Origin of the sequence: Paenibacillus sp. FSL H8-0548, assembly GCF_038630985.1 — a bacterium.
In the GTDB taxonomy this organism is placed as follows: Bacteria; Bacillota; Bacilli; order Paenibacillales; family Paenibacillaceae; genus Pristimantibacillus.
In genome coordinates this window covers 6,498,734-6,525,156 of record NZ_CP152049.1, presented here as the reverse complement: position 1 = coordinate 6,525,156, position 26,423 = coordinate 6,498,734, and the positions used below count along the sequence as shown (strand labels likewise).

Below are 26,423 nucleotides of genomic sequence, written 5' to 3'. Positions count from 1 at the left end.
CTCCTTTATTCATAATGAACCTTCTTGTCCATCCAGAAAAATTGAACGGCCGAAATGATCAGCAGCAGCACAATCATTACGATGGTTAGAGTGGATGCCTTGCCCAAATCCCAGAAGGCAAAGGCCTGTTCGTAAATGTAGTAGAGAAGCAAGCTGCTTGCATTGTCTGGACCACCCTTGGTCATGATGAACAAATGGTCTACAAGTTTGAATGAATTGGTAAGCGCAACGATCATTACGAATAAGGTTGTCGGCATTAGCAGAGGAAACGTGATTTTGCGGAAGACAAGCCAAGGTCTCGCTCCATCGATATCGGCTGCTTCATATAGGTCAGGCGATACGTTTTGAAGCCCGGCCAGATAGAAAATCATGAAATAACCTGCCTCACGCCATACGATCATAACAATAAGAGCCCACATGACTAGGTCCGGGTTGCCCAGCCAATTCAAATCACCCTTCTCGACATATTTCATTGCTCGGCTTAACAGCCCGTATTGCGGTGTATAAATGAATAGCCATACATTTGCGATAGCAATCATAGGGATGACATTCGGATAGAAGAAGGCCGTTCTGACAAAGCCTTTACCCCGCAGCGCTTTATTGGCGAATACCGCCATAGCTAGAGCCAATGCGATAGAAGTGGGGATTGTACCGATAGCAAACCAGAAATTATTCGTCATGACTTTCCAAAAAATCGAATCGCCAATAAGTGATTTATAATTGTCAAGACCGATGAATATGGGTTCCCTAGCAGCCAAGTCGGATTGTTGCAGGCTTAGGATAACAGTCTTGCCTATGGGATAAAACGTAAATAAGATTAGAAAAACCAAGGAGGGGAGCAGCAAAAGCCAAGCAAAGCTGTTGTCCCTCCAGAATTTCGCACTAAGCACCTATCCTCACTCCTCGCGTTCTATCACTGGTAGTAACATGCAAGGGAATCATCAATAGTAACGACTCCCTTGAATGTGTTATTTATTAAAGGGCTCCAAGGCTTTATCAGCTTCTTCTTGTGCTTGTTTCAATGCTGAAGCGGGATCTGAATTTCCTGTTACTACCCGCTGAATAGCGTCACTTAGCGCCTTCACTGTTTTGCCTACATTATGGGTAGCGAGTTCACTATCTGCATATTGGAGTTGATCTTTAGCGACCAACGCTTCTGGGAAATCGGTAGTATAGGCTTTCATATTTTCTGTTTCATAAGCTGATTTGCGGACGGCTACATAACCTGTATCGATGCTCCACTGAGCGGCGCGCTCGCTTTCGGTAAGGAACTTAATGAATTTCCAGGCTGCCTCTTTGTTTTTCTCAGGAATTCCTTTGAATATATACAAGTTCCCCCCGCCGGTAGGCGAGCCGTACTGCTTCTTCTTAGGCAGGAAGCTAACACCGAAATCAAAGGTTGAATTTGCCTTCACATTCGTTAAATTTCCTGAGGTATGGTACATCATCGCTGTTTTTCCTTGAAGGAAATCGGATGGAGTCGTTGCCCAGTCGATAACACCTTTAGGCATTGACTTGTATTTTGTGGACAGATCCAGCCAGAATTGCAAGGCTTCTACATTTTCCGGAGTGTCGTAGATCGCTTGCTTGCCATCGCTTGTCATCACATTTTTACCGTTCTGCAAGGCGAAAGTCTGGAAGAGCCAGGTTGCAGGCGTTGGCGCAGTTGCCGGAATCTCAATTCCCCATTGCCCCTGTTTGGTAAGCTTCACGGACATCTCAGCCAGCTCATCCCAGGTAGTTGGTGGTTTGTTCGGATCAAGGCCGGCTTCTCTGAATGCATCCTTGTTATAGTACAGAAGAACTGTACTTCTTTGGAAAGGAATACTGTAGGTCTTGCCATCTGTCTGTGCGTTCGCCATGAATGCAGGGAAGAAATCGTTCACGTAGGTATCGTCAGGATCTTTGTCAATGAAACTATCAAGTGGCGTGATGGCATCCATATCCAATAAAGTATAGAGCTCATTCGCTAGCAGAACAGCTATATCTGGAGGAGTTCCTCCCTGCACTGCTGCTTGTGTTTTTACGGCAGTATCGCTGTAGTTACCGGTATACACAGATTTAACCGTGATGTTAGGATTCTGTTTGGTGAATTCTGCGGCCATCCCTTCGATAGTTGCTGTCAAAGGACCTCCAACTTGCACTGGATAGTAGAAGGTGAGCTCAATCTTCTCTTCAGCATTACCTTCTGTGTTCGTTTGGGAAGCAGGCAATTTATTTGTGTTGTTCTGACCTGCATTCGAGCATCCTGCGATGAAGCTGGCAGCTATTAACGTAACACCAATTAGTTTGATACACGCTTTCATTTGTATTCGTTTCCCCTTTCGATTTGTAATACCCTAAGTATAGGTGATTGCATTATTCAATATAAATCCTCTCGCATTAAGGTTTAGTTCGAATTATTAGGAACGTTTAAGTTTAGGGATCTAAATTATTAACGGATATGTTATATTCAACAAGCGTTGATATCATCATAGAACGGAGAGGGAAACATTGAGAAGTATCCGATGGTCATCTATGAATCTGAGTATAAAGATGCTCATTGTTTTTCTATTATTAATAGCCATTCCTCTTGGCATCCAAGGGTATGTCACTTACAAGGATTTCTCAAATGCATTGGAACAGAAAACAATAGATTATGTGGTTCGAATCATTCGGCAGATCAATATTAGTCTAGAGCAGGCTTTAAAAGAGGAGATGCAGAGCCTATCGCTGCTGCCGCTCTATAATGAAGATGTCCGCAAGCTGTTAGAGAAATATTCTCTGCCTGAATACGAAGGAATCGCCCCGACCTCGGAAGAGAAGAATCTGGTATTCCGTCACATAGCGGGCTCTACCTTCTACAAGCCCGAAATACGCGGGATACAGATTATCGCGAACAATGGGTATATTTTCACGAATATGGATCCCTACATCGTCCGTTCATTTATTGATTACCATAAAGAACCATGGTACGAAAAAGTAAAGCAAGCGGATGGGAAGTGGGTTACCCTCCCCCAGCATAAGCCTCACTATCTAAATGAGAGCACACCAGAGGTCTATGTATCGATTGCCAAGTTAATTCGGGACCCCAGCTCGACACAGCTTATGGGCATGATCAAGCTGGATTTAAGGCTCGAGCTTTTTCAGCAAATTACATCGAACTATCAAGCAGGAGAACTTGGTCATCTACTAGTCGTTAACGACCAGCAGGAGCTTTATTACGAACAAAATATTGAAATGCCATCATCTGTGACGCAAGAAATTATTAGGACTTTGCCTGCACACGAAATGAATACGAGAATGAGCATAGAAGGTCAGCGTTATCTAGTTGTTACCAATCACTCTGAATTTTTGAGTTTGAAAGTGGTAAGCATGATCCCGCTGAAAGTGCTGCTCAGCAAATCGATTGCATTACGCAATTTCACTTTTGTAATCGCTTTCGTTTGCTTGGTATTTTCGGGTTTGCTTGCGCTTTTTTTCTCCAATCAATTGAGCAAGCCTTTAAAAATATTGAAAAATAAAATGCGACTCGTTGAGCAGGGGAAATTTAATACCAATTTAGTTATCAATGTCGTATCCAATGATGAATTCGGTCAACTGGCAAGAGGGTTTAATCGAATGACTGAAGAAATCGAGTATTTGATCAACGAGGTATATAAAATTGGCCTCAAGGAGAAGGAAGCGGAATTAGCCGCATTGCTCTCCCGTATTAATCCTCATTTTATCTATAATACACTGGAATCTATTAATATGATGGCGATTCGCCATCAAGCATACGACGTTTCCGATATGGTATCCGCCTTCGGGAACCTGCTCCGTTACTCTGTGGACAAGCATGATCGAATGGTGCAACTGCAGGAGGAGCTGCAATCGCTGCAATCCTATGTCAAGATCCAGAAAATCCGGTACGGAGAGCGATTGAACGTGATCTTCGAAGTAGAGGAGGAGTTACTCGGTATGCCTATTCCGAAGCTGCTGCTTCAGCCATTGGTCGAGAATGCGATATATCATGGACTTGGTGAGCATGGAGAAGGCGGTACAGTATGGGTTTCAGCAGTTTTGTTCGAGAAGGATATTTTGTTAACCGTTAGCGATAATGGAAAAGGCTTGTCAGAAGAGGATATTCAAGCGCTGCGATCCTCGCTCTACATACCGATCATACATGTCGACGGCATGGGTATGGGCAGGGGCATGGCGCTCAGAAATATTAATGATCGAATGGTACTCATGTTCGGCAAGGATTACGCTATCGATATTGATGGAGGAGAGGGAAAAGGAGCTGCCTTTACACTCACGATTCCTATAGCAGATGGAGGGGAAATGAATCTATGAACATTCTGTTGGTAGAAGATGAAGATATTATTCGTGATGGAATAGTTAAGTTGATTGAGCTGATGCCCGACTTCAAAATTGTGAAGCAAGCGAAGAATGGCAAGGAAGCGTTGGCGTATTTACGCTGTGAGCTGCCGGATTGCATTATTACCGATATACGCATGCAGGAGATGGATGGCTTGACACTGGCTGGCAGGACCAAAGTATTATATCCGCATATTCCCGTCATTATCATAAGCGGTTTCAGTGATTTCAAATATGCGCAACAAGCGCTGCGTCACAATGTACATGATTATCTGCTTAAGCCGATCGACCGGATCGCATTAATTACCTGCCTTCAGCAAATGAAAGCACGTCTAAGAAGAGGGGAGTCCTCCCATACAGAGAAGGAACAAGATGCCGCCGGTATGACGGCTGTCAGCGGGGAAAAAAGCTCTTCTATGATCCGTAAAGTAAAGGAATATATCAATGAGCATATTCAAGATGACTTGAGGCTGCAGGTGCTGGCAGACCATGTGCATCTCAATTCGACCTATCTCTGCCAATTGTTCAAGAATGAAACCAAGATGAACCTCTCCGAGTATATTGCCGAAATGCGAATAGGACGGTCCAAATATTTGTTGTCTACGACACAATTGAAAATTTATGAAATTGCCCGTTTATCCGGCTTTCAGAGCCCGAAGCATTTCATGCTTATTTTCAAACAAAAGGTAGGAAAAACAGCGATTACGTACCGGGAGGAATCCGACTGATCCTTGGCGAGTGACTCTAATCTTCTTAGCATGCTCTACTTCCTAATAATTCGAACTAAACCTAAAGATGAGAGGATTTAGATTTTAATCGAATACCTCTATAGTAAACCTTAACGTTGAGTAATAACAAAATTGAAATGAAAGCGTTATTCTCAAAATGGTCTTACCATCAATATTATGGAGGAATGACTATGCGTAGTTTTTATTTTCGAAGTCTGATTGCCAGAAGAGTGATGCTGTATTCGTTCGGTTTGGTACTAATTGTAGGAAGCTTGGCAACATTAGGGGCTGGGATAGCGGAAGCTCGCTCCAGCAGCGAGCTATTGGAACAATTGCAAAATCCAAACGGTCCTGTCATGGTGGTATCGCACAAAGGCGATTGGAGGAACCATCCGGAAAATTCCTTGTCGGGCATACAGGCCGCGATCGACATGGGCGTTGAGATCATTGAAATCGACATTCAACGAACCTCTGATGGTGTACTTGTACTGATGCACGATACAGACGTTAATCGTATGACGAATGGTACGGGAAATGTCAGCAGTAAAACCTTGGCACAGATTAAATCCTTGAACCTTAGGAAAGGCGAGGGGGGCGGGGGCGCCGCACTGACGAGTGAAACTGTACCGACGCTTGAGGAAGCGATGTTGCTTATGAAAGGGAAAGTATTGGTCAATCTGGATAAAGGGTGGAGTCTGCGGGACGATATTTGGAATGTTCTAGTCAGCACGCAGACGGAAGAACAAGGGATTTTCAAGGGCAGCTCAGCTAATTCAGAAGTAGATGCATGGTTGGATTCCAAGTCACCAAGACCGCTTTATGCAGCGGTAGTGGATGACTCCAATGTTGGCAGTCTAGACACCTTAATTGCGGGAGCACAGCCTGACATTTACGAATTGATATTCGATGCTGAGTCAGATGCAGTGATTTCCGAAACGAATTTGAATAAGATCAAAAATGCGAATAAAAGAATTTGGGTGAATACATTATGGGCGTCACTTGCGGCTAATCATACGGACCAAGGTTCTTTAACCGACCCTGAGAGCGGATGGGGCTGGGTGATCAATAAAGGCGCGACGATGATTCAAACCGACAGATCTCGAGAGCTGATCAACTATCTGAATCTGCGTGAGCCTATGTCTGGCGTCTGGGCTCATAAGGATATCGGCGCTGTTGCCCTTACAGGCAACGCAGGGTACCGCAATGGTCAATTCACCATTTCCGCGGCAGGCAACGATATATGGACAGCAGCCGATGAGTTCCATTATGTCTATCAGCCTATAGAAGGTGATGTGACCATTATTGCAAGAGTCGCGCATCTAGACCATACGAATGATTGGGCAAAAGCCGGGGTCATGATAAGAGAGACGCTAGATGCGGATAGTACATTTGCAGATGTTGTTGTCACACCATCCAATGGCATTAGTTTTCAAAGGAGAGTAACAACAGGACAGAACTTGTCCAACACGACAGGATATTATGATACGGTTGCCGGTGGTGCTTACCAATACGTTAAGCTTGTTCGCAGCGGCGACTCCTTTACCGGGTTTAAATCAACGGATGGTTCAGCTTGGACCCAGATTGGGAACGCGGTTACAGTCAATATGAACAGCAAGGTATATGTCGGATTGGCAGCAACCTCTCACCATGCATCTGTCTTGGGTAATGCGACATTCGACAAAGTTTCGTTGAGCGCAACAACCCCCTATATCTTAACCACAGCTTATCTCCGTCAGGGCCCAGACTATAGCTCTGCGACAGATGCGCATATTCTTAAGTATAGTACTTATTCAGGCCGTAATACGGGTGGTCATGATGTGTTCGAAGTGACCTCCTACCGAGGAACGGCAGAAGATGAGAAGCATGCTCTGCTTAAGTTTTCTTTGCCGGTTTCCATTCCATCCAATGCCATTATTACCAGCGCCGAGCTGCGCATTAAGTTAATGGGGACGCGCAACGGAATGGTGAGCAAGACCGTTAATCTACGTGAAGTAACCGGAGCCTGGAGTGAAGGTGAAGGAACGGGGATAGACGGTCAGGCGGTTGCGGGCGTGAACTGGAACAACAGGCCTTCCTATGGAAATGTCTCCATAGACAAGCGAACGATTCATAATGTAAAGAACGGCTGGTATACCTTTAATGTAACGGATTTGGCTCAAGATTGGCTGGACGGCAGCAAGACCAACTATGGAATTGTATTGCTGGAGGATTCTGTGAATCTCTCGACAGGAGCTAAAGATTTTGCTTCATCTGAAAATACGGATTTAGATAGCAGGCCGAGCCTTGTTGTAACCTATCGATTGCCATAGGAATTTGAATGTGCTTAAGGAGGGCTTACGTCTTGTTACTAGAACACGAGGTTTATAGTTATGCGACACAATGGGTCATTGAAGCGGGTGAAATGATTAGGAACTTGATGCGAAATGAGCTTGATATTCGTATTAAGCTCAGTCACTCGGACTTGGTTACCCGCATAGATGAAGAGGTGGAAAGATTCCTTGTCGAAAAAATAAGAGCCTATTATCCTGATCATAATATTATCGGTGAGGAAAATATTCATAACGTTAAATCCTCCTCTACGTATATGTGGATCATAGATCCAATCGATGGAACGACTAATTTGATTAATAGAAAACAGGATTTTGCAATCTCGGTTGCCTTCTGCGAACAAAATAGAGGGATTTTCGGTATCGTAAATGCAGTTATGAATGACATGCTGTTATGTTCCTTTCATAAGGAAGGAGCATATATGAACGGCAATAAGCTCGAAATGCTGCCTCTTGATAACAGGCTGGAGAATGAGCTGCTGGCCGTTACGCTTCCTTGGAGCGAGATACATGATCAGGATACATGGAGGCCTTATTCAAAGCTAATCGCTGCTGCAAGGGGGATAAGAGTCTATGGAGCCAGCACTTTGGAACTAAGCGATATTGCGCTTAGCAGATCGGGTGCCTATGTACATCATGATATTAAAGCCTACGATTATGCCGCATCGAGAGTCATATTAGAAGAAATAGGGTGCAAATTTACGGATCTGTCTGGCCAGGAAATTAACTGGACTTATAATGGCGGTATCATCGCAGCGATCCCTACTATTCTTGAACAAATCGTGTTCTTATTAAAGTCGGAAGCAAGGTAACACGATGGATAACATTATGGACACTATTTCAGTTTATTTGGTTGATATGGAAGTCATTATTAGGCTAGCGATTGCTATGGTGCTGGGGTTAGTGCTTGGCATGGAAAGAGAATTGAAAAGAAAGCCAGCGGGGCTGAAGACGAGCCTTGTTATAACGTTAGCGAGCTGTCTATTAACGATTGTGTCGAATCATTCGGCCTATGAATTTCCTAAGGTCAGCGGTATCGTTATGGATCCAATGCGTCTGGCCGCGCAAATTGTTACAGGAGTTGGGTTTCTCGGAGCTGGTGTTATTTTGAAGAGAAATCATGATATGATTAGCGGCCTAACGACGGCGGCAATGGTGTGGGTCGCATCAGCAATTGGGATTGCGGTTGGTGCAGGATTTATCGGAGAAGCGATCATTGCCGTTGTTTTCTTATTTATTAGCATCAAGCTAATACCTGCGATTATCTGGAGGATAGGCCCGAAATCCCTGCATCAGAAGGAAATGCTAATAGAGCTCGTAGTAGAGAGGTCAACGAATATGACAGGGATTATCAAAGAGCTGCAGGAGCGGAATATAATGATTAAAAATGTAAGAGTTAAGGATCTACAGGCAGAAGAAACCTATCAGCTCGATATTCAAGCCAGAGTAAACGATAAAACATATGCCACTGACGTATATATGGATTCCAAGAAAATGAGTAATGTCATATCCGCCAAGGTTGAAAGTTTTTAAAAGGGTAAATAGATCCACGCCTTCATGACTTGAAGGTGTGGATCTGTTGTATATAAGAGTTGAAGAGAGAGTCAGCAGATTTGGCATTCAGATATAAAGTAATAAATCAATCTAAATCCAGTACCTGCATATGATTGACTGAGAACATGAATAAACGCTATAATTTCCTTGTTGTGCAAAAAGTTTCGTAAGGATTGGAGGGGCGCGTATCAAACTTAAAGAAATTGCAAAAAAGGCAAACGTTTCGATTAGTACAGTGTCCAGGATCATAAACAATCAAGGCAATTTCAGCGAGGAGACCCGCAGAAAAGTGTTGGACATTGCTAATGAACATTTAAAACCGGGCGTCTCTCCCTCCCAGCTGGCAGGCATCCCCTATACGATTGCCGTAATCATTCCAGGCCATAATGATTTCTTCGATAATGACCCTTCAACCTCTGCCGACTTGAATCACTTAAAGGAAGAATTTGAAGCATATGGTCACCAGATTGATATTGTGAAGCACAGTACAGATTTGCAGTCCTCTCCGGCATATAGACTTTTGAGCGAGGGGAAAGCGGACGCAGCCATCATATTTGACCCCATTGTCAACGACAAGTTGTTTGAAGAGCTTGAGAGACTCGAAATTCCGTACTTGCTTACGAATGGAAGAACCTACAAAATCGGCCATAACTATATTGACTATGATAACCGTAAAGGCGCTTATGAGGTGATTCGATATCTGCATAAGTTAGGTCATCAGAAAATTGGGATTATAGCTGGGCCAAAAAACCATCTCGTGAACGTAAATCGTCTCGACGGTTGCAAAGATGCATTTCGCGATTTTAAGCTGCCGTGGATGGAAAGCCATGTCGTATTAGGAGCATTTGATCCTGCTCATGGATATGAGGCGGTGAAGCAATTGATGAGTGAAGACCCGTCTATAACGGCTATTTTTACGTTGAACGATATCATTGCTTTTGGAGCTATGAAGGGTTTGGCCGAGCTGAACATCCGTATTCCTAAGGATATCTCTTTGGTTGGTTTTGATGATTTGAAGCTATCGGAGTTCATGGTTCCACCGCTCACGACCGTTCGAAGGTTTAGATACGATATTAGCTCCATCATTGTAAAAGTACTTACAGAATTGATCACGAACAAAAATATCTCGGAAGTTAGCATCAGTATAAAGACGGAGCTAATTGTAAGAGAATCATGTGCTAGCGTGTTAAATAAGGAGTAAAACAATGAAAAATTCCGAAATAGCCGTCCTCAGCTATCATTACAGTCTGAGTGACGGCTATTTGGCATTCAAAACTACAATAAATGGATCAATGAGTCATGATAATCGGGAGTCAGTATTATTTAGATTGACGGAGTGAGCGAATTTAGAATATACTAAAAACGCAAAAGTTTGCGCAATTAATTTGCGCAAACTTTTAAAATATGGGAGGGATGACTGATGAAAAACAGTTTTTCAAAGCCATTTATGAAAGCGTTTACCATGTTGTTATTGTTTATTTTGCTAACAGGAGGTTCTTTGGTAGTACCGTTAAGCGAGTCGGTATCAGCAGCTGTTGGTCCGATCAGCGTTACTCTGACAGAGACGCAAGAGGCTTACAAAAATCCCTTTAAAGGATTTAGGCCTACTCGGTTCATGAACGACACCAGCTTCTCGAATCATGAGTACGGAACTGTGTTTAAGCACTATATCAAATACACCGATTTGGAGAATGCGGCGTCGGACTCCGTTCAGAAGATCAAGGATTGGAGCAATACGGCGTGGGCAGGGATCGAAAACCAGAATAAAAAGGTGATTCCTCGCGTGTTCATCGTCTATCCGAACGGAGGAGAATATTGGCCCCAAGGCGTACCTCACGGGGATGTGACGACGCAATGGACGTCGGAAACATTAAAAAACCGTCTTACAGCTTTCATCCAGAAGCTTGGCCAAGCTTGGGATAACGACCCGAGAGTTGCCTATATCGAGCTCGGGTTGTGGGGGAATTGGGGCGAGCATCATATTTGGCCGGATAAGATGACGGACAATACGGACAGAATTCCGCTCAGCTTCCAGACGGCATTAGGCGATGCCGCTACGCAAGCTTTTCAGAACAAGAAGGTCCAAGTGCGGTATCCCGATACATTCCAAAATTATAACTTCGGATTTCTATGGGACTCATTTGCCTTGATTGACGATCTGTCTGGAGGAGAAGGCATTGTCGCAAGGGATGTCTGGAGGACGCAAATTAATGGCGGCGAGGTTGCCTACGATTGGGGGCAGAAGGATATTCAGCCGGGTGATTCCCCTAACGACACGTTAAGCGATCCGAACCATCGGAACTTTGTCATCGATTGGATCAAAAAAACACATACAACCAGTCTGGGCTGGATTGATCTGTACGATGCCGGCAATTCGAACGTATCGCAGGGAGCAGCTTTGATGCAGAAGGAATTCGGATACCGCTTCGTCGTCAATCAAGCGACATTCTCGGGAAGCGTGCAGCCTGGCGGGTCAATGGATGTATCCTTTCAAGTCGTGAACAAAGGGTCGGCTCCGTTCTATTATAACTGGCCAGTGGAAGCCAGTTTGCTGAGAAGCGATCGTACGGTAGCTTGGAAAGGTATTTTTAACAACGTGGACATACGGAATTGGATGCCGGGTGACAATTGGAACAGCACGACGCGCCAATATAATCAAGCGCCTGCCGTTCAGCAGGTTTCCGGTGCGTTTACAATCCCTTCCAATGTTCCGGCGGGAACCTACACCTTGGCCCTTTCCATTCTTGACCCATACGGGCATAAGCCAAGCGCGAGATTTGCCAATACCAACTATTATACAGGCGGCCGAACGCCGCTCGGCAAAGTAGGAATCGGTATGGACCCTGCCAATCAGAACATCGGGCCCTTCGATTTGTTAAAGTCGGACAATACGCTTTCGTATAACCTGACCCAAACGGCATATGATGGCAGCTATAGCGGCGGAGGAAGCACAGATACTCAGGCGCCAAGCACGCCAGGGAATCTGGCAGTAAGCGAGACGACTTCGAGCAGCGTCAGTCTGACGTGGTCGACTTCAACCGACAACGTAGGCGTGACCGGTTACGATATTTACCGCGGAAGCGTATCGGTAGGCTCTTCGAGCACCAATAGCTTTACGGATACAGGGTTAAGTCCAGCCACGAATTACAGCTACACAGTCAGGGCGAAGGATGCAGCGGGGAACGTATCAGGCAACAGCAGCTCTGTAAGTACGACTACAAACGCTTCCGGAGGGGGCGAAACCGGTACAGCTTATGAAGCGGAATCCGCAAGCAATACGCGGACTGGAGCAGCTATCGTTTCCTCGTGCGCAACATGCTCAGGAAGCTCAAAGGTAGGGTATGTCGGGAATAATGACGGTACTTTGCAATTTAACGGAATAAGCGTGTCAGCTGCAGGAACGTATACGATGACGGTATCTTATCTAAGCGGCGAGGCTCGTTCCGTACAGCTACGCGTAAACGGAGGATCAGCTTCCACGCTTAATCTGCCGAGCACGGGAGGCTGGACTGCGGTTGGCACCGTTCAGGCCCAGGTCCAGCTGAATGCAGGCAATAACACGATCCATTTCTCTAATCCGACAGGCTGGGCGCCTGATTTTGACCGCATTCAGATTTCCGGAGGCGGCAGCGCCGGCGATACGCAAGCACCGACTGCGCCAACGAATTTGAGCGTACCGAGTAAAACATCGAACAGCGTAAGCTTGTCATGGAGCGGTTCGACGGACAATGTCGGCGTAACGGAGTATGTGATCTACAGAAACGGCAATCAAACGGGCACATCTGCGGTGACTAGCTTTACGGATAGCGGATTAAATGCCAACACGGCATACGCGTATACCGTGAAAGCAAAAGACGCGGCCGGCAATCTATCGGCTGCAAGCGCAGTAGTTAATGTAACAACAAATGCCGGAGGAGGCGGGACAACCGGCTTGCTGTTAGATAACTTCGATAACTCGCCGAGCTGGCCGGGAGCCAATGATCTTGGCAAGTGGTCAAGCGCAAATGGGTTTGTCAATAACGCAGGCGTAATTGAATCAGGGGCATTGAAGCTTCAGTATAACAATGACGGATGGTTAGGCACGGATATCAACCAGAACATAGGAAGCTACTCGAAAATGGTGATTCGTATCAAAGGCGCTAATGGGGGTGAGCAAAGCCACTTCGAACTCACGATCGGCGGAGTGACCAAAACATTGGCGGCTTTCAGCGGAGATGCGATAACGACCAGCTACAAAAATATTGAAATTGATTTGGCAGCGAACGGCGTAGATCGCAGCACCCCTGGCCAACTGTCGATGACGTTTTGGCATGGGGGCAACAGTTCAGTCTGGATAGATGAGATTCGTTTCGAATAAGTAGTAAGCTGATCGCCATCCGATTAGCTTAAACCTACAAAACAAGACCGACCCGCAGTTCTGCGGGTCGGTCTTGTTTATACCTTCTTAGATTCTTGAATAGATTGATAGTCGTTCACGAATCTTAATTCGTTCAACGAGTGTTGCCCCGTGCAGTTGATGAAAGAGATTTACGAAAGAGCTTCATATCCATAACCGCACCTTCTCTCAGCCTAGATTCTTCAGCGGCAAAGGCCATAAGATGACTTTCCAGAGAGGCTTCCGCAGAAGTCAAGGTGTCAATATATCGTCCATTCCGAAGGTCGGACAGGAACTGTCGCATAATTCCATCGTCGCCTCCTTGATGACCGCTACTACTGGTTTGGGTTTGAATAACAGATTGATTGCCTGACGAAAACTCGAATAAATCGATATGGCCGCTTAGCAAATCGCCGCGAACTTCCCCTTTGGTCCCCATGACTTGGACGATGCGGTTCATATCACGCGTAAACCCGCACATGCTGAATATAACGGTAGCCCCATTTTCAAATTCCATATTCACCGTTTGATGATCCACCACATTATTATCGGTCCGATAGACACATTTGCCATAGGGACCTTCCATGATGGCGTTCATTCTATTGGTTTCGGTAGGCGGATCTGCTATGAGTGCAGCAAAGGGATTTAACACAAGGTCTTGCATGTAAAATCGCAGTGCGGAATATGGACAGGTATGTTCCACCGCGCAGCCATCCGTACATCGGTCGGTTGAGCCTGCTGGAGCATTGTCGATATGAAAATGACCCAAAGAACCAAACGAGCTGACCTTCGTGCAATCCGCATCGACAAGCCAACGGATCAGATCCATGTCGTGACATGATTTGGCCAATATCATTGGACTTGAGAGAGCGTCATTCCGCCAATTGCCTCTGACAAAGCTATGAGCATAGTGGAGGTAACCAACGTTTTCGTTGTGTTGAATGGACATTATGTCACCAATAAGACCGTCATGAATGATTTGCTTCATTTTTTGCCAAAAAGGCGTGTATCTTGAGACGTGGCAGACCGAGAGCAAGCGTCCTTCTTCACGTGCGATTCTTTCCATTTCCACGCACTCCATCGGATTGTTGGACATCGGTTTTTCAAGAAGGACATGATATCCCGCTCTAAGAGCGGCAATCGTAGGTTCGTAATGCATCTGATCTTGTGTGCAGATGAGGAGCGCGTCACAAAGCTTGGGCTGGCTTAGCAGCTCTTCCCATGTTGAATAGATTTGTTCCGAGCTTAGATTCAATGCTTCCGCAAACCTCGTTCTTCTCTCGTCGTTTGGTTCGGCCACCGCGACTACCTCTGCCTCGTGAGGAAACCTCTGAACATATGGCATATAGGATAAGAAGCCTCTAGCTCCTGCTCCTATAACAGCTAATTTGATTGTTTTCATAAGAAGCTCTCCTTAACGTAAGGATTCAAATTTTTCTATACCAGGGCAATCGAGACAGAGGCGCATGGACTTCGAGCTGGATAGGGCCTTCGACTACGCTTCCGTCATCTCCCAGCCATCGGCCATCCGGAAATTGTATGCTTCGTACGATCTGTCCCTTATTCACGACTGGTGCTACCAGAATGGACTCGCCAACCATGAATTGATCCTGAACAGCATGGAAGCCTTGCTGCGGGAAAACGAATTCCAGACTGCGCAGGATTGGAAGCCCTTCTTCGGCAGCTTGGTCTGCAAGCTCGGAGAGTAGGGGGCCTAATTCCGTTCGGATCTGTACCGCATCCATACACCAAGCCAGCTCATCGCCGTTCAAAACTCGCCATGGCGCCATGGAAAACTGCATCGCGGGAAATAAAGCCGAGCATTGAACAAAACGGATAAATAACTCGGAATCAAAACGGAAATTCGGTGAATTAATATCTCCATCCATTCCTCCGCCAACCATGTCAGGGCAGCTAAAAGCGTATCCCATCAGGCCCTGTGCGATCGCGTTGGGGATTAGTCCCCTCAGTCCGGTCGCAGCTTCCCACGAGTGCGTTTTATCCCGTTGCCGCTGGATTAGCGCTTGTCCCCCAAGCTTCCAGCACATGCGCAATTCGCTAAGCGCGTATCCAATTCCGAGTCTGGCGTAGGATTCGCAATCTTCCATCGGGCGGACAGGACGTGACCATGCGACTTCTGCTGTAACGTCATCCATCAGATCAGGCAAGAGAGGTTCTCCTGCGTCCAGCTTGAATCCGTCCACCCCGTAATCTTCAACCAGCCTGTCTAGCTGTTGTTTGAACCATACGGCTCCGTCTAGGCTGGTATAGTCGATGACCGCACTATACCCGTTCCACCATCTTCTCAGGACAGGGGTGTCATCAGCATGCTTCATCAGGAGTCCAAGATCACGCAATTTCCGGAAGGTGATGCTGTCGGGACTTACATACGGGCATACCCAAAGCATGATTTTAAACCCTAACTCATGCAAATCTTTGATCATACCTGCGGGGTCGGGAAATCTATGCTTATCAAAGTCCCAGGTCCCATAGTCTTGCATCCAGTTATCATCAATGATTAACACGCCCGGGGGCATGCCGTTCTCGATAATGGATCTCGCATAGTGGAGAAGCTTCTCCTGAGTAGGTTCATAAAACATTTCTACCCATGTGCAGTATTGCGGTGCTTCAAAGGCTAGTTTGTCAGGTGTAACGCCGGAAGGGGGGAAATGGTTATGGCATGCATGCCTGTAAGCTCCTTGAAGGGTTTCGTTCCCGTCTTCAATCGCTATCTCCTGTTTGTGATGGATGGTAATGGTGCCCTCATTAAATGAGAAGGTAAACGGCTCTTCGCTCCAAATATACCTTCCTAGATTAGATAGTAATAAGGGTGAAGCTTGATTATCATCCGTCAAACGCAAATCACGCGTATGTGGATGGTCGCCAAAGGGCATTAAATGGCCTTCGTTAATAACCCCTCCCCACCAGTACTCTCCAAGACCTCTTTGCAATTCAGTGATCTTCATAGCAGACACTCTCCATTCATTATTAAGAAATAATTTGCGCAATTATTTACTAGTATTATGGATGAATCTTTATTCGAATGCAAACCCTTTTTATCTTAATAATTAGGCATGCAATCTTTAAAATGAGGCATATAAAGCGTTTGTAGTATTCGATTAAAATGAAGTAGTAAAGAGGCAAGGTAATCTGCGTAATAGTTTACGCAAATAATTTGCCTAAACTAATCATTAGGGGGATATAAGATGGGAAAAAGAAACAAATTTTCATTCATGCTTGCAACTGTTTTTATCGTTATTGCTTTGTTCGCTGCTGCTTGCAGCAGCAACACAAACAACTCACCGGATAATAGTCCGAACAACAATGCTGGGAAATCGACTGATGCTCCAAAAAAGAACGTAACACTTACCTATTCCATTTGGGATAAAATTCAGCAGCCGGCAATGGAAGCGATTGCGAAGGAGTTTACGGCAGAAAATCCGCATATCAAGATCAAGGTAGAAGTTATCCCATGGGGGGATTATTGGACAAAAATGTCCGCTGCTGCTCCATCCGGCACATTGCCTGATGTTTTCTGGATGCATGGAGGCCAATTCGTCAAATATGCATCAGGTAATTTCCTGGAGCCGATCACAAGCAAGGTGCAGGCCGGAGAAATCGATCTGAATAATTATGCGGCAGACCTTGCTTCCATCTATACGCTGAACGGCGAAAACTACGGCGTGCCTAAGGATTTCGACACGATCGGATTGGCGTACAACAAAGAGTTGTTCGATCAAGCGAACATACCGTATCCTGACGACACTTGGGATTATGCCAAGCTTGCAGAGGTTGCTAAGCAACTGAGCCAGCCTGATAAAGGCATCTATGGCTTTGGGGCGAAGCTTGACACTCAAACTGGATATTGGAACGATATTCTAGCTAATGGCGGAAGTATTCTGTCCGCTGATCTGAGTAAGTCGGGGTACGATGATCCGGCGTCCATTGAAGCTTTGAAGGCTCGTTATCAAATGATTCTCGACGGCGCTTCTCCGACTCATCAACAAATGACGGATACGGAAGCGACGGAGATGTTCAAGTCCGGAAGATTAGCGATGATCTTTGACGGATCTTGGCGGATCAGCGATATTGATAGCAGCGAAATTATCAATGGGAAATGGGATTGGGCGAAATTGCCTACGGGCAAGGAGAAAAGAGGCAATATCATTAATGGCTTAGGAAACGTTATGTCCGCAAAAGGAAAGAATAAGGAAGAAGCTTGGCTATTCCTCAACTTCCTTGGATCCCAAAAAGCAGCGGAAATTACGGCGGAAATGGGTGCGGCAATACCGGCATTCAACGGTACACAAGATGCGTGGCTGACTTCAAGACCACATCTGAATCTGCAAGTATTCACGGAGCAAGTAGCTGATGCGATTCCGTATCCGAGTGGTTCCGAGTCGTACCCTGTATGGTTCGCGAAAGAGCCTGAAATTATGTCGCAAGCGTGGGGCGGAGCTATCGCGGTGGAGGAAGCTGCGAAGAAGGTCGCTGAGATGATGAATCAAGCAATAGCTGAAACAAAATAAGCCTATTATCCAAATTAAAGTGATTCGGGAGACGTTCCTGACGAGCAGGAACGTCTCCAATGAATAGGGAGTGGTCAGATTGAATTCCAGAAGCAGATATGTTTGGGCCTACTTCATGATCGCGCCGACTCTCATAGGCACATTGGTTTTCTGGGGTTGGCCGGTTCTCCAGTCAATTATGCTAGGATTCCAACAGTCGGAGAATTTCGGGCTCGTCAATCATTGGGTTGGATTTGATAACTATGAGAAATTATTCCGTGACGCAGAGTTTTGGCAGAATCTGCGCAACACCTTATATTATGTTGTTCTGTTTGTGCCAATTACGCTAATCCTCTCTACCATTTTTGCTGTGCTGCTGAATACCAAGATTAAAGGTTTGTCCATGTACCGTGTCATTTTTTTCTTGCCTCAGGTCACGATGCCTGCAGCGGCAGCGATGGTTTGGGTCGTCTTGTTCGCTCAGGACTTCGGACTCGTCAATCATATCTTGGGAACGCGCGTGGCATGGTTGTCTAATCCTAATTATGCGATGATCGTGTTGGTTATCGTTGGTGTGTGGGGGGCAATCGGCTTAAATATGCTGCTGATTCTCGCAGGTTTGCAAGGGATACCTAAATCGCTCTATGAAGCGGCAGACATTGATGGTGCCAGGAGATTCAACAAGTTTCGCTATATAACCATTCCCATGCTGACACCAACGCTTTTTTTCACGAGTATTATTCTTTTGATTGGAGCAACGCAGATCTTTGACTCCATCTTTCTAATTATTGGGAAGACGAATGTAGCGCTTCCGTCGGTTCGCTCACTTGTCTATGCCTATTACCAAAATAGCTTCGTTTACTTTAATCCCAATTATGGAGCTGCAATTATCAATGTATTATTGTTGATTAACCTTTTGCTGACAGGGATTCAATTTGCTTTTCAGAAAAAGTGGGTCGTCTACGACTGAGGAGGAAGGATGACAGAAATGCAAATCTCATCGGCGAGGAAGATCAACTGGATTGTTCATAGCATTCTTATAATCAGCGCCGTTATTATGCTCGTTCCATTTGTGTGGATGGTGCTGACTTCGCTGAAGACAACTACGGAAGCTACCCAAATTCCAATTCATTTTTTTCCTGAAGCCCCCAGCTTAAGAGGATATATGGAGGCGATCAAGCAATCCGCATTTCCGTATTATTACATGAATACCGTTTTTACAGCGATAATGAAGACCGTATTTCCGGTTATATTTAGTTCGATGGCGGCATATGCCTTTGCTCGGTTAAGGTTTCCAGGAAGTACGATTCTTTTTGTATTGATTATCTCAGTCATGATGGTGCCTAATCCTGTTTTTTATACGCCGCAATATATGATGATGAGTGACTTTGGATTGGTCAATACGGTTACTGCGCTTTGGATTACTTCATTAATTAGTCCTTTCGCTACCTTTCTTTTAAGGCAATTCTTTATGTCCATATCAAAGGAATTGGAAGAAGCGGCAGTGCTGGATGGCTGCAATCCATTTCAAATTTACTGGCATATTATGCTTCCACTCGTTAAGTCGGCTTTAGTGGCCATTGTCATTATTCAATTGCAGTGGTCTTGGAATGAACTGCAGTGGCCGCTCATTATTAACAGCTCACCTGAGAAGATGACCTTGTCATCAGGTATTGCAACACTCGTCTCCATGTTCGGAACGGATTATCCCGTGTTAATGGCAGGCGCCTTCATGGCGGTAGTTCCGATGATCGTGCTCTTCTTTATATTTCAAAAGCAGTTTATTGAAGGCATCGCATTTAGCGCGCATAAAGGATAAACGATTGATCCTTGTGTCTCTCATTAGCCTTATCGGTTTCGAATGCATTTCCGCAGGTATCCGGACTTATGTGAGTCCGGATTGGCCTGCTGCTTATGATGCAAGGGGCAAATTCAAATAAGTAGAAGTAATTATGACAGCGCTCTCAATTAATTAACAGCGTAATCGAGGAGGATTTTAATGAATCCATTATCCGTACACAAGATTAGGAAGGCATCATTCAAAGTGTTGCTTATTGGCAGTATGTTATTAAGCTCACTCTTTGGGAATGCTGCAAGCATTGCAAGCGCGGACCCCGCGTCAACGCGCGTACCCGCTAATCCATATCCGAGCCCTACGGTGGATAGCACCTTAGCTAAGCATGATTTGAGCTATGCCCCAAGCCCGCTGGACAACCCGTTAAAAGGATTCGCTCCGTTCTATCCGTGGGAAACGGAAACTTCATTCCCCCACAGCTTGGAATGGTATTATATCCCGCTGAAAGCGGTGATGAATGGCCCTGATTCCTATACATTCAATACGGGCATAGAGCCAGCACTGAATGCCATTGCGGCAAGAGGGAATCAGGCGGCACTTAGGGTCTATCTTGAATATCCGGGCAAGGAGGACGCCATACCGGACTTTATTCACCAAAGCGGCGTTGAAATGCGTCATAACGCTACTTTTAACCAGGACGAACCTGATTACGATGATCCGTTAATGATCACTTATTTGACAAACTTCATTGAAGCCTTTGGGGCGGAATATGATGGTGATCCACGCATTGGATATATTCATATGGGCCTCGTTGGACTATGGGGGGAGTGGCATACTTACCCTTATGATGAGGATGCTGCGGATGGTTTGCCGAACTACATGCCTAGCGCAGATACAATCGGAGAAATTTTCACTGCATATGATACAGCGTTTGACCAAACCAAGCTCGAGGTCCGATATCCCGGCTTGCCTGGTGCATCGGAGTATAATTTTGGCTACCATGATGACTCTTTCGGGTACAAGGAAGGCGATCCGCTGCAAAGCGTAACACAGCCAGAGAGTATGGGCGGAGCCTATTATTCTTTTTTGACCAAAATGCTGGAAGCCGGTTCCGAGAATAAATGGATCACGCAGTCGATTGGCGGAGAAGTGCGTCCCGAAATTCAGAGCAGCTTCTTCAGTGGCGGCGCCAATGTTGATGATGCAATGGATGATATTGAACTCACTCATGCGACGTGGATGATCAACCAAGGCGGTATCAGCAACTACAACGCCAACGATGCTGCCGTTGCGGCGGGTGTGCGAAAGATGGGCTACGATTTGAATGTGAAGAGCTCGCATTATAATGACGTAGCTCAAGGTGACCCGCTTAAGGTCGGAGTAACCATCCAGAATAATGGCGTTGCTCCCTTCGCTTATCCTTGGAAGGTAGAGCTGGGAGTGAAAAATGCATCAGGGAAGCTGGTTAAGCAATGGGATACGACATGGGATATGACGAAGGTTATGCCTGTGCAAATCAGAACGTATCCAGAATGGAACCTCTCTGGTGATCCGAAGTATGTCCCATTCGGCGAACCCTATTATTTCGATACGTCGATTCCTGCTCTAGGCTTGAATGACGGTTATTATTATTTGGTTATGAAGGTCGTTAATCCGTTAGAAGCCATTAGCAATAAGGCGAAAAAGGTAGGATTTGCGAATGCGGATCAGGATAAAGAAGGCTGGCTCAATTTGGGGCCGGTGCTGGTAGGGGATTGCGCTTCACCTTGTTCGGCGCCTCCGACTTCACCGCCACCGCCGCCTAAGCGCCTGCTAGTGGATGATTATGATGGAACGCCAGCATGGTCTGGAAACACTCAAAATGATCTAAATCAATGGACCGGTTCAAGTAATTTTGCCAATGGGAATGGCGCTGGCGTTGTCCAAGATGGCGCATTAGTTCTGCAGTATCAGAATATGTCGCGGCTCGAAACCAATATCGGACGAAATGTGGCAGATACGGGGAAGCTGGTCATTCGGGTGAAAGGAGCCGCCGGGGGAGAAGAGAATCAGGTCAGCCTCAGCGTTGGCGGCGTAACGAAAACGCTTGGTCAATTCAGCGGAGATACGATAACAACGAGTTATAAGGATCTGGTCATCGACTTGCATGATCAAGGCATTAATTTGTCGCAAACCATCTGGAGCATTGCGATTTCACAAGCGGCTTGGGATACGACAGGCACTATCTATATTGATGAAATATACTTTACGGACAAGTATGAATCAGATTCTGATCCGGGTACTGACCCTGGTACTGGCCCTGGTACTAATCCTGGTTCAGGAAAGCCGGGACTCATTGAAAATTTCGAGTCTTATGCCGACGATGCTGCGCTTGGGCAAGCATGGACGGAAGCGTGGTCGGACAAACCGGGCTCAGTGACTAGAGCGCTAGGCCAAGCGAGTGGAAGCAAGGGCCTTAAGCTTTCGGTTGCGATCACTGATTCGGAGTGGTCGAATACGATCCATTCCATCCCTTCGGACAAACGTGATTGGTCCAAATTCGACGGTTTAAGCTTCTGGGTGGACAATACAACAAACGATAATAAAGATTTCAGCTTGAATGTTGCGCTTCAAACTCCTGCAGCGAGTGGCGAGTTCGGGCTGAAGGAAGGCGGATCAGCCTTGACGATCGCTGCTGATGGAAGCTGGCAAGCTGCGGCATTCAACGGAAGCTCGCTAAATGTTCCCGCAGGCTTCAAAGGCGTTGTAAGAATGGCTTGGGATCAATTCGTTCAATCCGCATGGCAATGCGACGGCGTTCAAGCTGATTGTGCTGCAGCGTTGGATGCCAGCGAAGTAACTGGCCTTCAGTTGGGATATCCGCCAGCCGGTTATATTCACAATGTCATCACGATTGATGACATCATGCTCTATCGGGCAGATAAAATACTGGAAGATTTCGAATCGTATGAGGGCGATGCCGCCTTGCAGAACGTCTGGAGAGTAGACTGGGAATCTGGAGAACCATCTGCGCTTCGTACGATTGACAAAGTAAATTATGCGAACGGCAGTCAGGCGATGAAGTTTTCGGTTTCTCCTCCTTCGGGAAAACCCATATCCGATTGGGTCAATATTAAACGTGCGGCGTTTACTGGAGCAGACTCGGATTGGTCGGCATTTGACGGCCTCACATTCTGGGTCAACAATATGTCGCCAAGCAACAAAAATATGGATTTGAACCTATCGCTTGTTACTGATGCACCGAAAGGCGAATTCTCATTAAAAGAAGGAGGAGTCGTGAATTTCTACCATGCAGCTGACGGCTGGAAGTTAACTACGCTCGGTGGAGGTTCCCTTTCGATCACTGCTGGCTACAAAGGAATGGTTAGAATTCCTTGGAGTGCGTTCGCTCAATCCGCATGGCAAGGCTGCGATGCTTGCGAGGCAACCTTCGATGCGAGCAAGGTTCTTCAAATTCAATTCGGCTTTGGCCCTAAAAATCAAGCGGACAATGTCCTCAGCATAGACCAGATTGGAATCTATGCGTTAGTGGGCAGAACAAACGGATCTGGAGGAGGTACAACGACACCTCCTGCCGAGCATCCGAGCGCGCCAGTGTGGGCAACAACGGAAGGAACGCATGCCTTGGCGTATCAGCCTGCTCCGGTAGATAATCCGCTCAAGGGATTCCTTCCTTTCTACGATGCAGCTGAGGAAGCCTATTTCAAAGCTGGCGATGATTGGAGAGATCGCCCTACCCAGCTGCCCTACAGCTTAGAATTTTTCTACTTGCCGCTGAGCAAGCTGATGAACAATCTGGATGACTTTAATTGGTCAGAACTGGACAAACGGCTTGCAGAGGTGGCATCCAGAGGCAATCAGTCCGTATTCAGGGTGTATCTGGACTACCCGAACAAACCTTCAGGAATACCGCAATTCCTTATTGATGAAGGGCTGTCGACTTACAATTATGAGGAATTCGACAACGGCAAGGATGCCACGAGTTTGGCGCCTGATTATAATGATGAGCGTTTATTAGGCGCTTTGGACAATTTCATTGGTGCGCTTGGAACTCGTTATGATGGCGATCCTCGAATCGGGTCCATCATGATCGGGTTAATCGGCTTCTGGGGCGAATGGCATACGTATCCCTATGACGGGAATCTGCAATCTCCTAACCTGATGCCAACAGACGCGAACATGAAGCGGGTTCTTACCGCTGTAGACAACGCCTTCAATGAAACACAGCTCGTATTAAGATATCCAGTGGAGAACAACACGCTTCAAACCAAAAATTTCGATGTCGGCTATCATGATGATTCATTTGCATTCCAGACACTCCCGCCAAGCTTGGGCGGACAAGGCTGGCATTTCTGGGGTAGAGTCAATGACGCAGGAGTAACTGAATTCTGGAAGACGAACAGCATGGGCGGAGAGATGAGACCGGAAATTCAAGTGAAGATGTGGAACAATGATCCGCCAAAATACAATGAACCATCGACGCCGATCGAGGGGGCACAGGGAGAGGATTATTACACAAGTCTGGGCTTGACCCATGCATCCTGGTTGATTGCTCAAGGTATATTTCAAACTCCGCTAGATTCAGAGCCTTTGGCGAGAGCTACGGAAGGCTCGCGCAGAATGGGCTATGAATACTATGTGCCTACTGCCTATCTGGATGCACCAGATGGAAACCTGAAGGTGGGAGTAGAGCTTGAGAACAGAGGGGTAGCGCCGTTCTATTACAACTGGAAGGTCGAGCTTGCTGCCCAATCAAGTAATGGCATCATTGAAATATGGAATCCGGATTGGGGTCTGGAAGGCATTCTTCCTAATATGAATGGATTTGATAACAATAAGCTGTTTGAATCGACTAACAATCCGGAATTAAGCAATGGAAGCTATCAAATTTTGATGCGCTACGTAAATCCGCTAGAGCAATTGAATGCAGACGCCAAGAAGTTCCACTTCGCAAATACGGAGCAGAATGGGAGCGGGTGGCTGAATCTAGGCAGCGTAGACGTATCGAATAGTGATTCCGACGGCCCAGTAAGGGTTACGGGATTAACGGCGGATTCATCGGGCCAGGTTCAATTGGCTCCAGGCGCAAGTAAGCAGATTAATGCCACGATAGCGCCGGTAGAAGCCAGCAATAAAAGGATCGTTTGGTCTTCGGCAGACCTTAAAGTTGCCTATGTATCTGCCGCAGGCTTGGTCACAGCAGTTGGTGTTGGCCAAACTGTCATTACGGCGAAGTCTTCTGACGGCAATCTAGAACAACAATTTCATGTAACGGTTGCGTCTGATTCGAACCCGCCTTCTGGTGGCAGTGGCGGCACATCAACACCGACGGCAACGCCAGCACCAGAGATAACGGACAACGGCATCAAGCTGGGACAAGACGCGGTCATACTTGTTCCAACTACGAATGAGAATGGCATCATTGAAGTGGCGGCAAACATTGATTGGAAGAAGCTTCAGGATGCCTTCCTTGCCCTTCTTAAAGGCTCAACTACCGCAAACGCGAAATCGGTTATTATCGAACTGAAAAACGACGGTGGGAATGTGAAGGTCAATATTCCATCCTCTGCATTTGCAGATGTGGCGAATAAGCTGCCAGAAGCGTCAGTGCTTATACAGACGGATTTCGGAAGCTATAAGGTTCCTGTCAAAGCTTTTGGATTAGCTGCTTTAGCGGAAAAGCTAGGCGTGAGTCCTGAAGAGATGACCATAAGTATCGTTATTAGCAGAGTTGCAGGCAGCAGGGCAGATCTATTGTCTGAACAGGCAAGCAAAGAAGGTTTGACGCTGCTTACCCCTGCACTGGATTACAATATTTTTGCTCAAGCGAACGGACAGTCGATCGAGATGAGCAGCTTCGGCAGCACCTATCTCGAAAGAACGGTTATTCTGCCAGGAGCAATAGATCCAGCGAAAACGACGGCACTTCTATTCAACCCGGATACAGCAACCTTTCATTTTGTTCCGTCCATATTCCTAGGCAATGGCGAAAATACAGAAGCTGTAATCAAACGGAATGGAAATAGTATTTATACGGTAGCTTCAGGCAGTAAGACTTTCTCTGATCTTTCTGGCCATTGGGCAAAATCGGAAATTGAGCTGCTGGCCTCTAAGCGGATTATTAACGGGGTTTCGCTGAACAGCTTTTCGCCGGACAAACCGATCACTCGCGCGGAGTTCACAGCCATACTCGTTCGTTCTCTCGGACTTAGTCCTCTAAGTACGGACGCCGCTTTTAGTGACGTATCCACAGGAGACTGGTATGCAGCTGCGATTGCTACCGCGGTTGATGCGGGAATCATTGAAGGCTTTACGGACGGTTCATTCAAACCAAATGAGCGAATCACCCGTGAGCAAATGGCTGTCATGCTGTCCAGAGCTCTGAGCTATATGAACAAATCCGTCCAAGTCGATGAAAAACAGCTTGAGAAATACACGGATAACGGTTCTATCGGTTCTTGGGCAAGAAATTCGATAGCTGAGCTGCTCACCGCTCAAATCATGCAAGGGAAATCAGGAACTACGATTGATCCTGTCGCCGATGCAAGCCGAGCTGAAGCAGCTGTCATGATCAAAAGGCTTTTACAATTTACGCAATTTATTAATTAAATGTTGAACTAAATAAAGGAGCACATGACATTAGCATTCATGTGCTCCTGTTTTATCTCTCCTTTTCGTACATAAATGTGGCTCTGAGCCCCACTTCCGTATCGAATATTTTGAAACGTATTGCCCTTTGTTAAGGGTAGAAGCCTTCATGGTAGTATCATATTCACTTTGATAGAATTAGTGTAGACT

At 46.2% G+C, this 26,423-nt stretch carries 16 protein-coding genes; 12 read left to right on the top strand and 4 right to left on the bottom strand.

Features of this window, described 5'->3' with window-relative positions; translation table 11 throughout:
* Positions 1 to 5: 5 nt before the first annotated feature.
* Positions 6 to 890 (bottom strand): sugar ABC transporter permease, encoded by an 885-nt coding sequence (locus MHI37_RS27540; RefSeq protein WP_076336690.1) that lies wholly within the window; start codon positions 888 to 890, stop codon positions 6 to 8.
* Between the two features lie 78 nt (positions 891 to 968).
* The gene (locus MHI37_RS27535; protein ID WP_076336689.1) at positions 969 to 2,306 is read right to left on the bottom strand and encodes an ABC transporter substrate-binding protein; all 1,338 of its coding nucleotides are present in this window, start codon (positions 2,304 to 2,306) and stop codon (positions 969 to 971) included.
* 187 nt (positions 2,307 to 2,493) lie between these two features.
* On the opposite strand from MHI37_RS27535, the gene MHI37_RS27530 reads away from it, so the two are divergent.
* The 8 genes from MHI37_RS27530 to MHI37_RS27495 all read left to right on the top strand — a co-directional run bounded on the left by MHI37_RS27530 (position 2,494) and on the right by MHI37_RS27495 (position 13,304).
* Entirely contained in the window at positions 2,494 to 4,314 is a 1,821-nt protein-coding gene (locus MHI37_RS27530) for a sensor histidine kinase (RefSeq protein WP_256710505.1), read from the top strand.
* A complete protein-coding gene (locus MHI37_RS27525; RefSeq protein WP_076336687.1) occupies positions 4,311 to 5,066 on the top strand; it encodes a response regulator in 756 nt (251 codons plus the stop codon). Before MHI37_RS27530 ends, MHI37_RS27525 begins: the two co-directional genes overlap by 4 nt.
* Positions 5,067 to 5,257: 191 nt before the next feature.
* The gene (locus MHI37_RS27520) at positions 5,258 to 7,375 is read left to right on the top strand and encodes a DNRLRE domain-containing protein (protein ID WP_076336686.1); all 2,118 of its coding nucleotides are present in this window, start codon (positions 5,258 to 5,260) and stop codon (positions 7,373 to 7,375) included.
* Between the two features lie 32 nt (positions 7,376 to 7,407).
* Positions 7,408 to 8,205, top strand: coding sequence for an inositol monophosphatase family protein (locus MHI37_RS27515; RefSeq protein ID WP_076336685.1), 798 nt, complete (start codon positions 7,408 to 7,410; stop codon positions 8,203 to 8,205).
* 4 nt (positions 8,206 to 8,209) lie between these two features.
* Positions 8,210 to 8,926, top strand: a complete 717-nt coding sequence (locus MHI37_RS27510; RefSeq protein ID WP_256710504.1) for an MgtC/SapB family protein — start codon at positions 8,210 to 8,212, stop codon at positions 8,924 to 8,926.
* 193 nt (positions 8,927 to 9,119) lie between these two features.
* On the top strand, positions 9,120 to 10,148 hold the full coding sequence (locus MHI37_RS27505) for a LacI family DNA-binding transcriptional regulator (protein WP_306010670.1): 1,029 nt from the start codon (positions 9,120 to 9,122) through the stop codon (positions 10,146 to 10,148).
* Between the two features lie 4 nt (positions 10,149 to 10,152).
* Positions 10,153 to 10,287, top strand: a complete 135-nt coding sequence (locus MHI37_RS27500) for a hypothetical protein (protein WP_256710503.1) — start codon at positions 10,153 to 10,155, stop codon at positions 10,285 to 10,287.
* Between the two features lie 80 nt (positions 10,288 to 10,367).
* Positions 10,368 to 13,304 (top strand): DUF4832 domain-containing protein, encoded by a 2,937-nt coding sequence (locus MHI37_RS27495; RefSeq protein WP_076336683.1) that lies wholly within the window; start codon positions 10,368 to 10,370, stop codon positions 13,302 to 13,304.
* 133 nt (positions 13,305 to 13,437) lie between these two features.
* On the opposite strand, the gene MHI37_RS27490 is transcribed toward MHI37_RS27495, so the two are convergent.
* Together MHI37_RS27490 and MHI37_RS27485 are read right to left on the bottom strand one after the other, a co-directional pair.
* Positions 13,438 to 14,724 (bottom strand): Gfo/Idh/MocA family oxidoreductase, encoded by a 1,287-nt coding sequence (locus tag MHI37_RS27490; protein ID WP_076336682.1) that lies wholly within the window; start codon positions 14,722 to 14,724, stop codon positions 13,438 to 13,440.
* Between the two features lie 25 nt (positions 14,725 to 14,749).
* Entirely contained in the window at positions 14,750 to 16,288 is a 1,539-nt protein-coding gene (locus MHI37_RS27485) for a glycoside hydrolase family 31 protein (RefSeq protein WP_076336681.1), read from the bottom strand.
* A 240-nt stretch (positions 16,289 to 16,528) separates the two neighbouring features.
* Here MHI37_RS27485 and MHI37_RS27480 point away from each other — a divergent pair, with 240 nt between their 5' ends.
* From MHI37_RS27480 to MHI37_RS27465, 4 genes are all read left to right on the top strand, one after another.
* Positions 16,529 to 17,851, top strand: a complete 1,323-nt coding sequence (locus MHI37_RS27480; protein ID WP_076336680.1) for a sugar ABC transporter substrate-binding protein — start codon at positions 16,529 to 16,531, stop codon at positions 17,849 to 17,851.
* 79 nt (positions 17,852 to 17,930) lie between these two features.
* Positions 17,931 to 18,800: a sugar ABC transporter permease gene (locus tag MHI37_RS27475; protein WP_179090204.1), complete on the top strand. Its 870-nt coding sequence runs from the start codon at positions 17,931 to 17,933 to the stop codon at positions 18,798 to 18,800.
* An 18-nt stretch (positions 18,801 to 18,818) separates the two neighbouring features.
* Positions 18,819 to 19,649, top strand: a complete 831-nt coding sequence (locus MHI37_RS27470; RefSeq protein WP_076336748.1) for a carbohydrate ABC transporter permease — start codon at positions 18,819 to 18,821, stop codon at positions 19,647 to 19,649.
* A 180-nt stretch (positions 19,650 to 19,829) separates the two neighbouring features.
* Entirely contained in the window at positions 19,830 to 26,234 is a 6,405-nt protein-coding gene (locus MHI37_RS27465) for an S-layer homology domain-containing protein (protein WP_076336678.1), read from the top strand.
* The last annotated feature ends 189 nt before the right edge of the window (positions 26,235 to 26,423 follow it).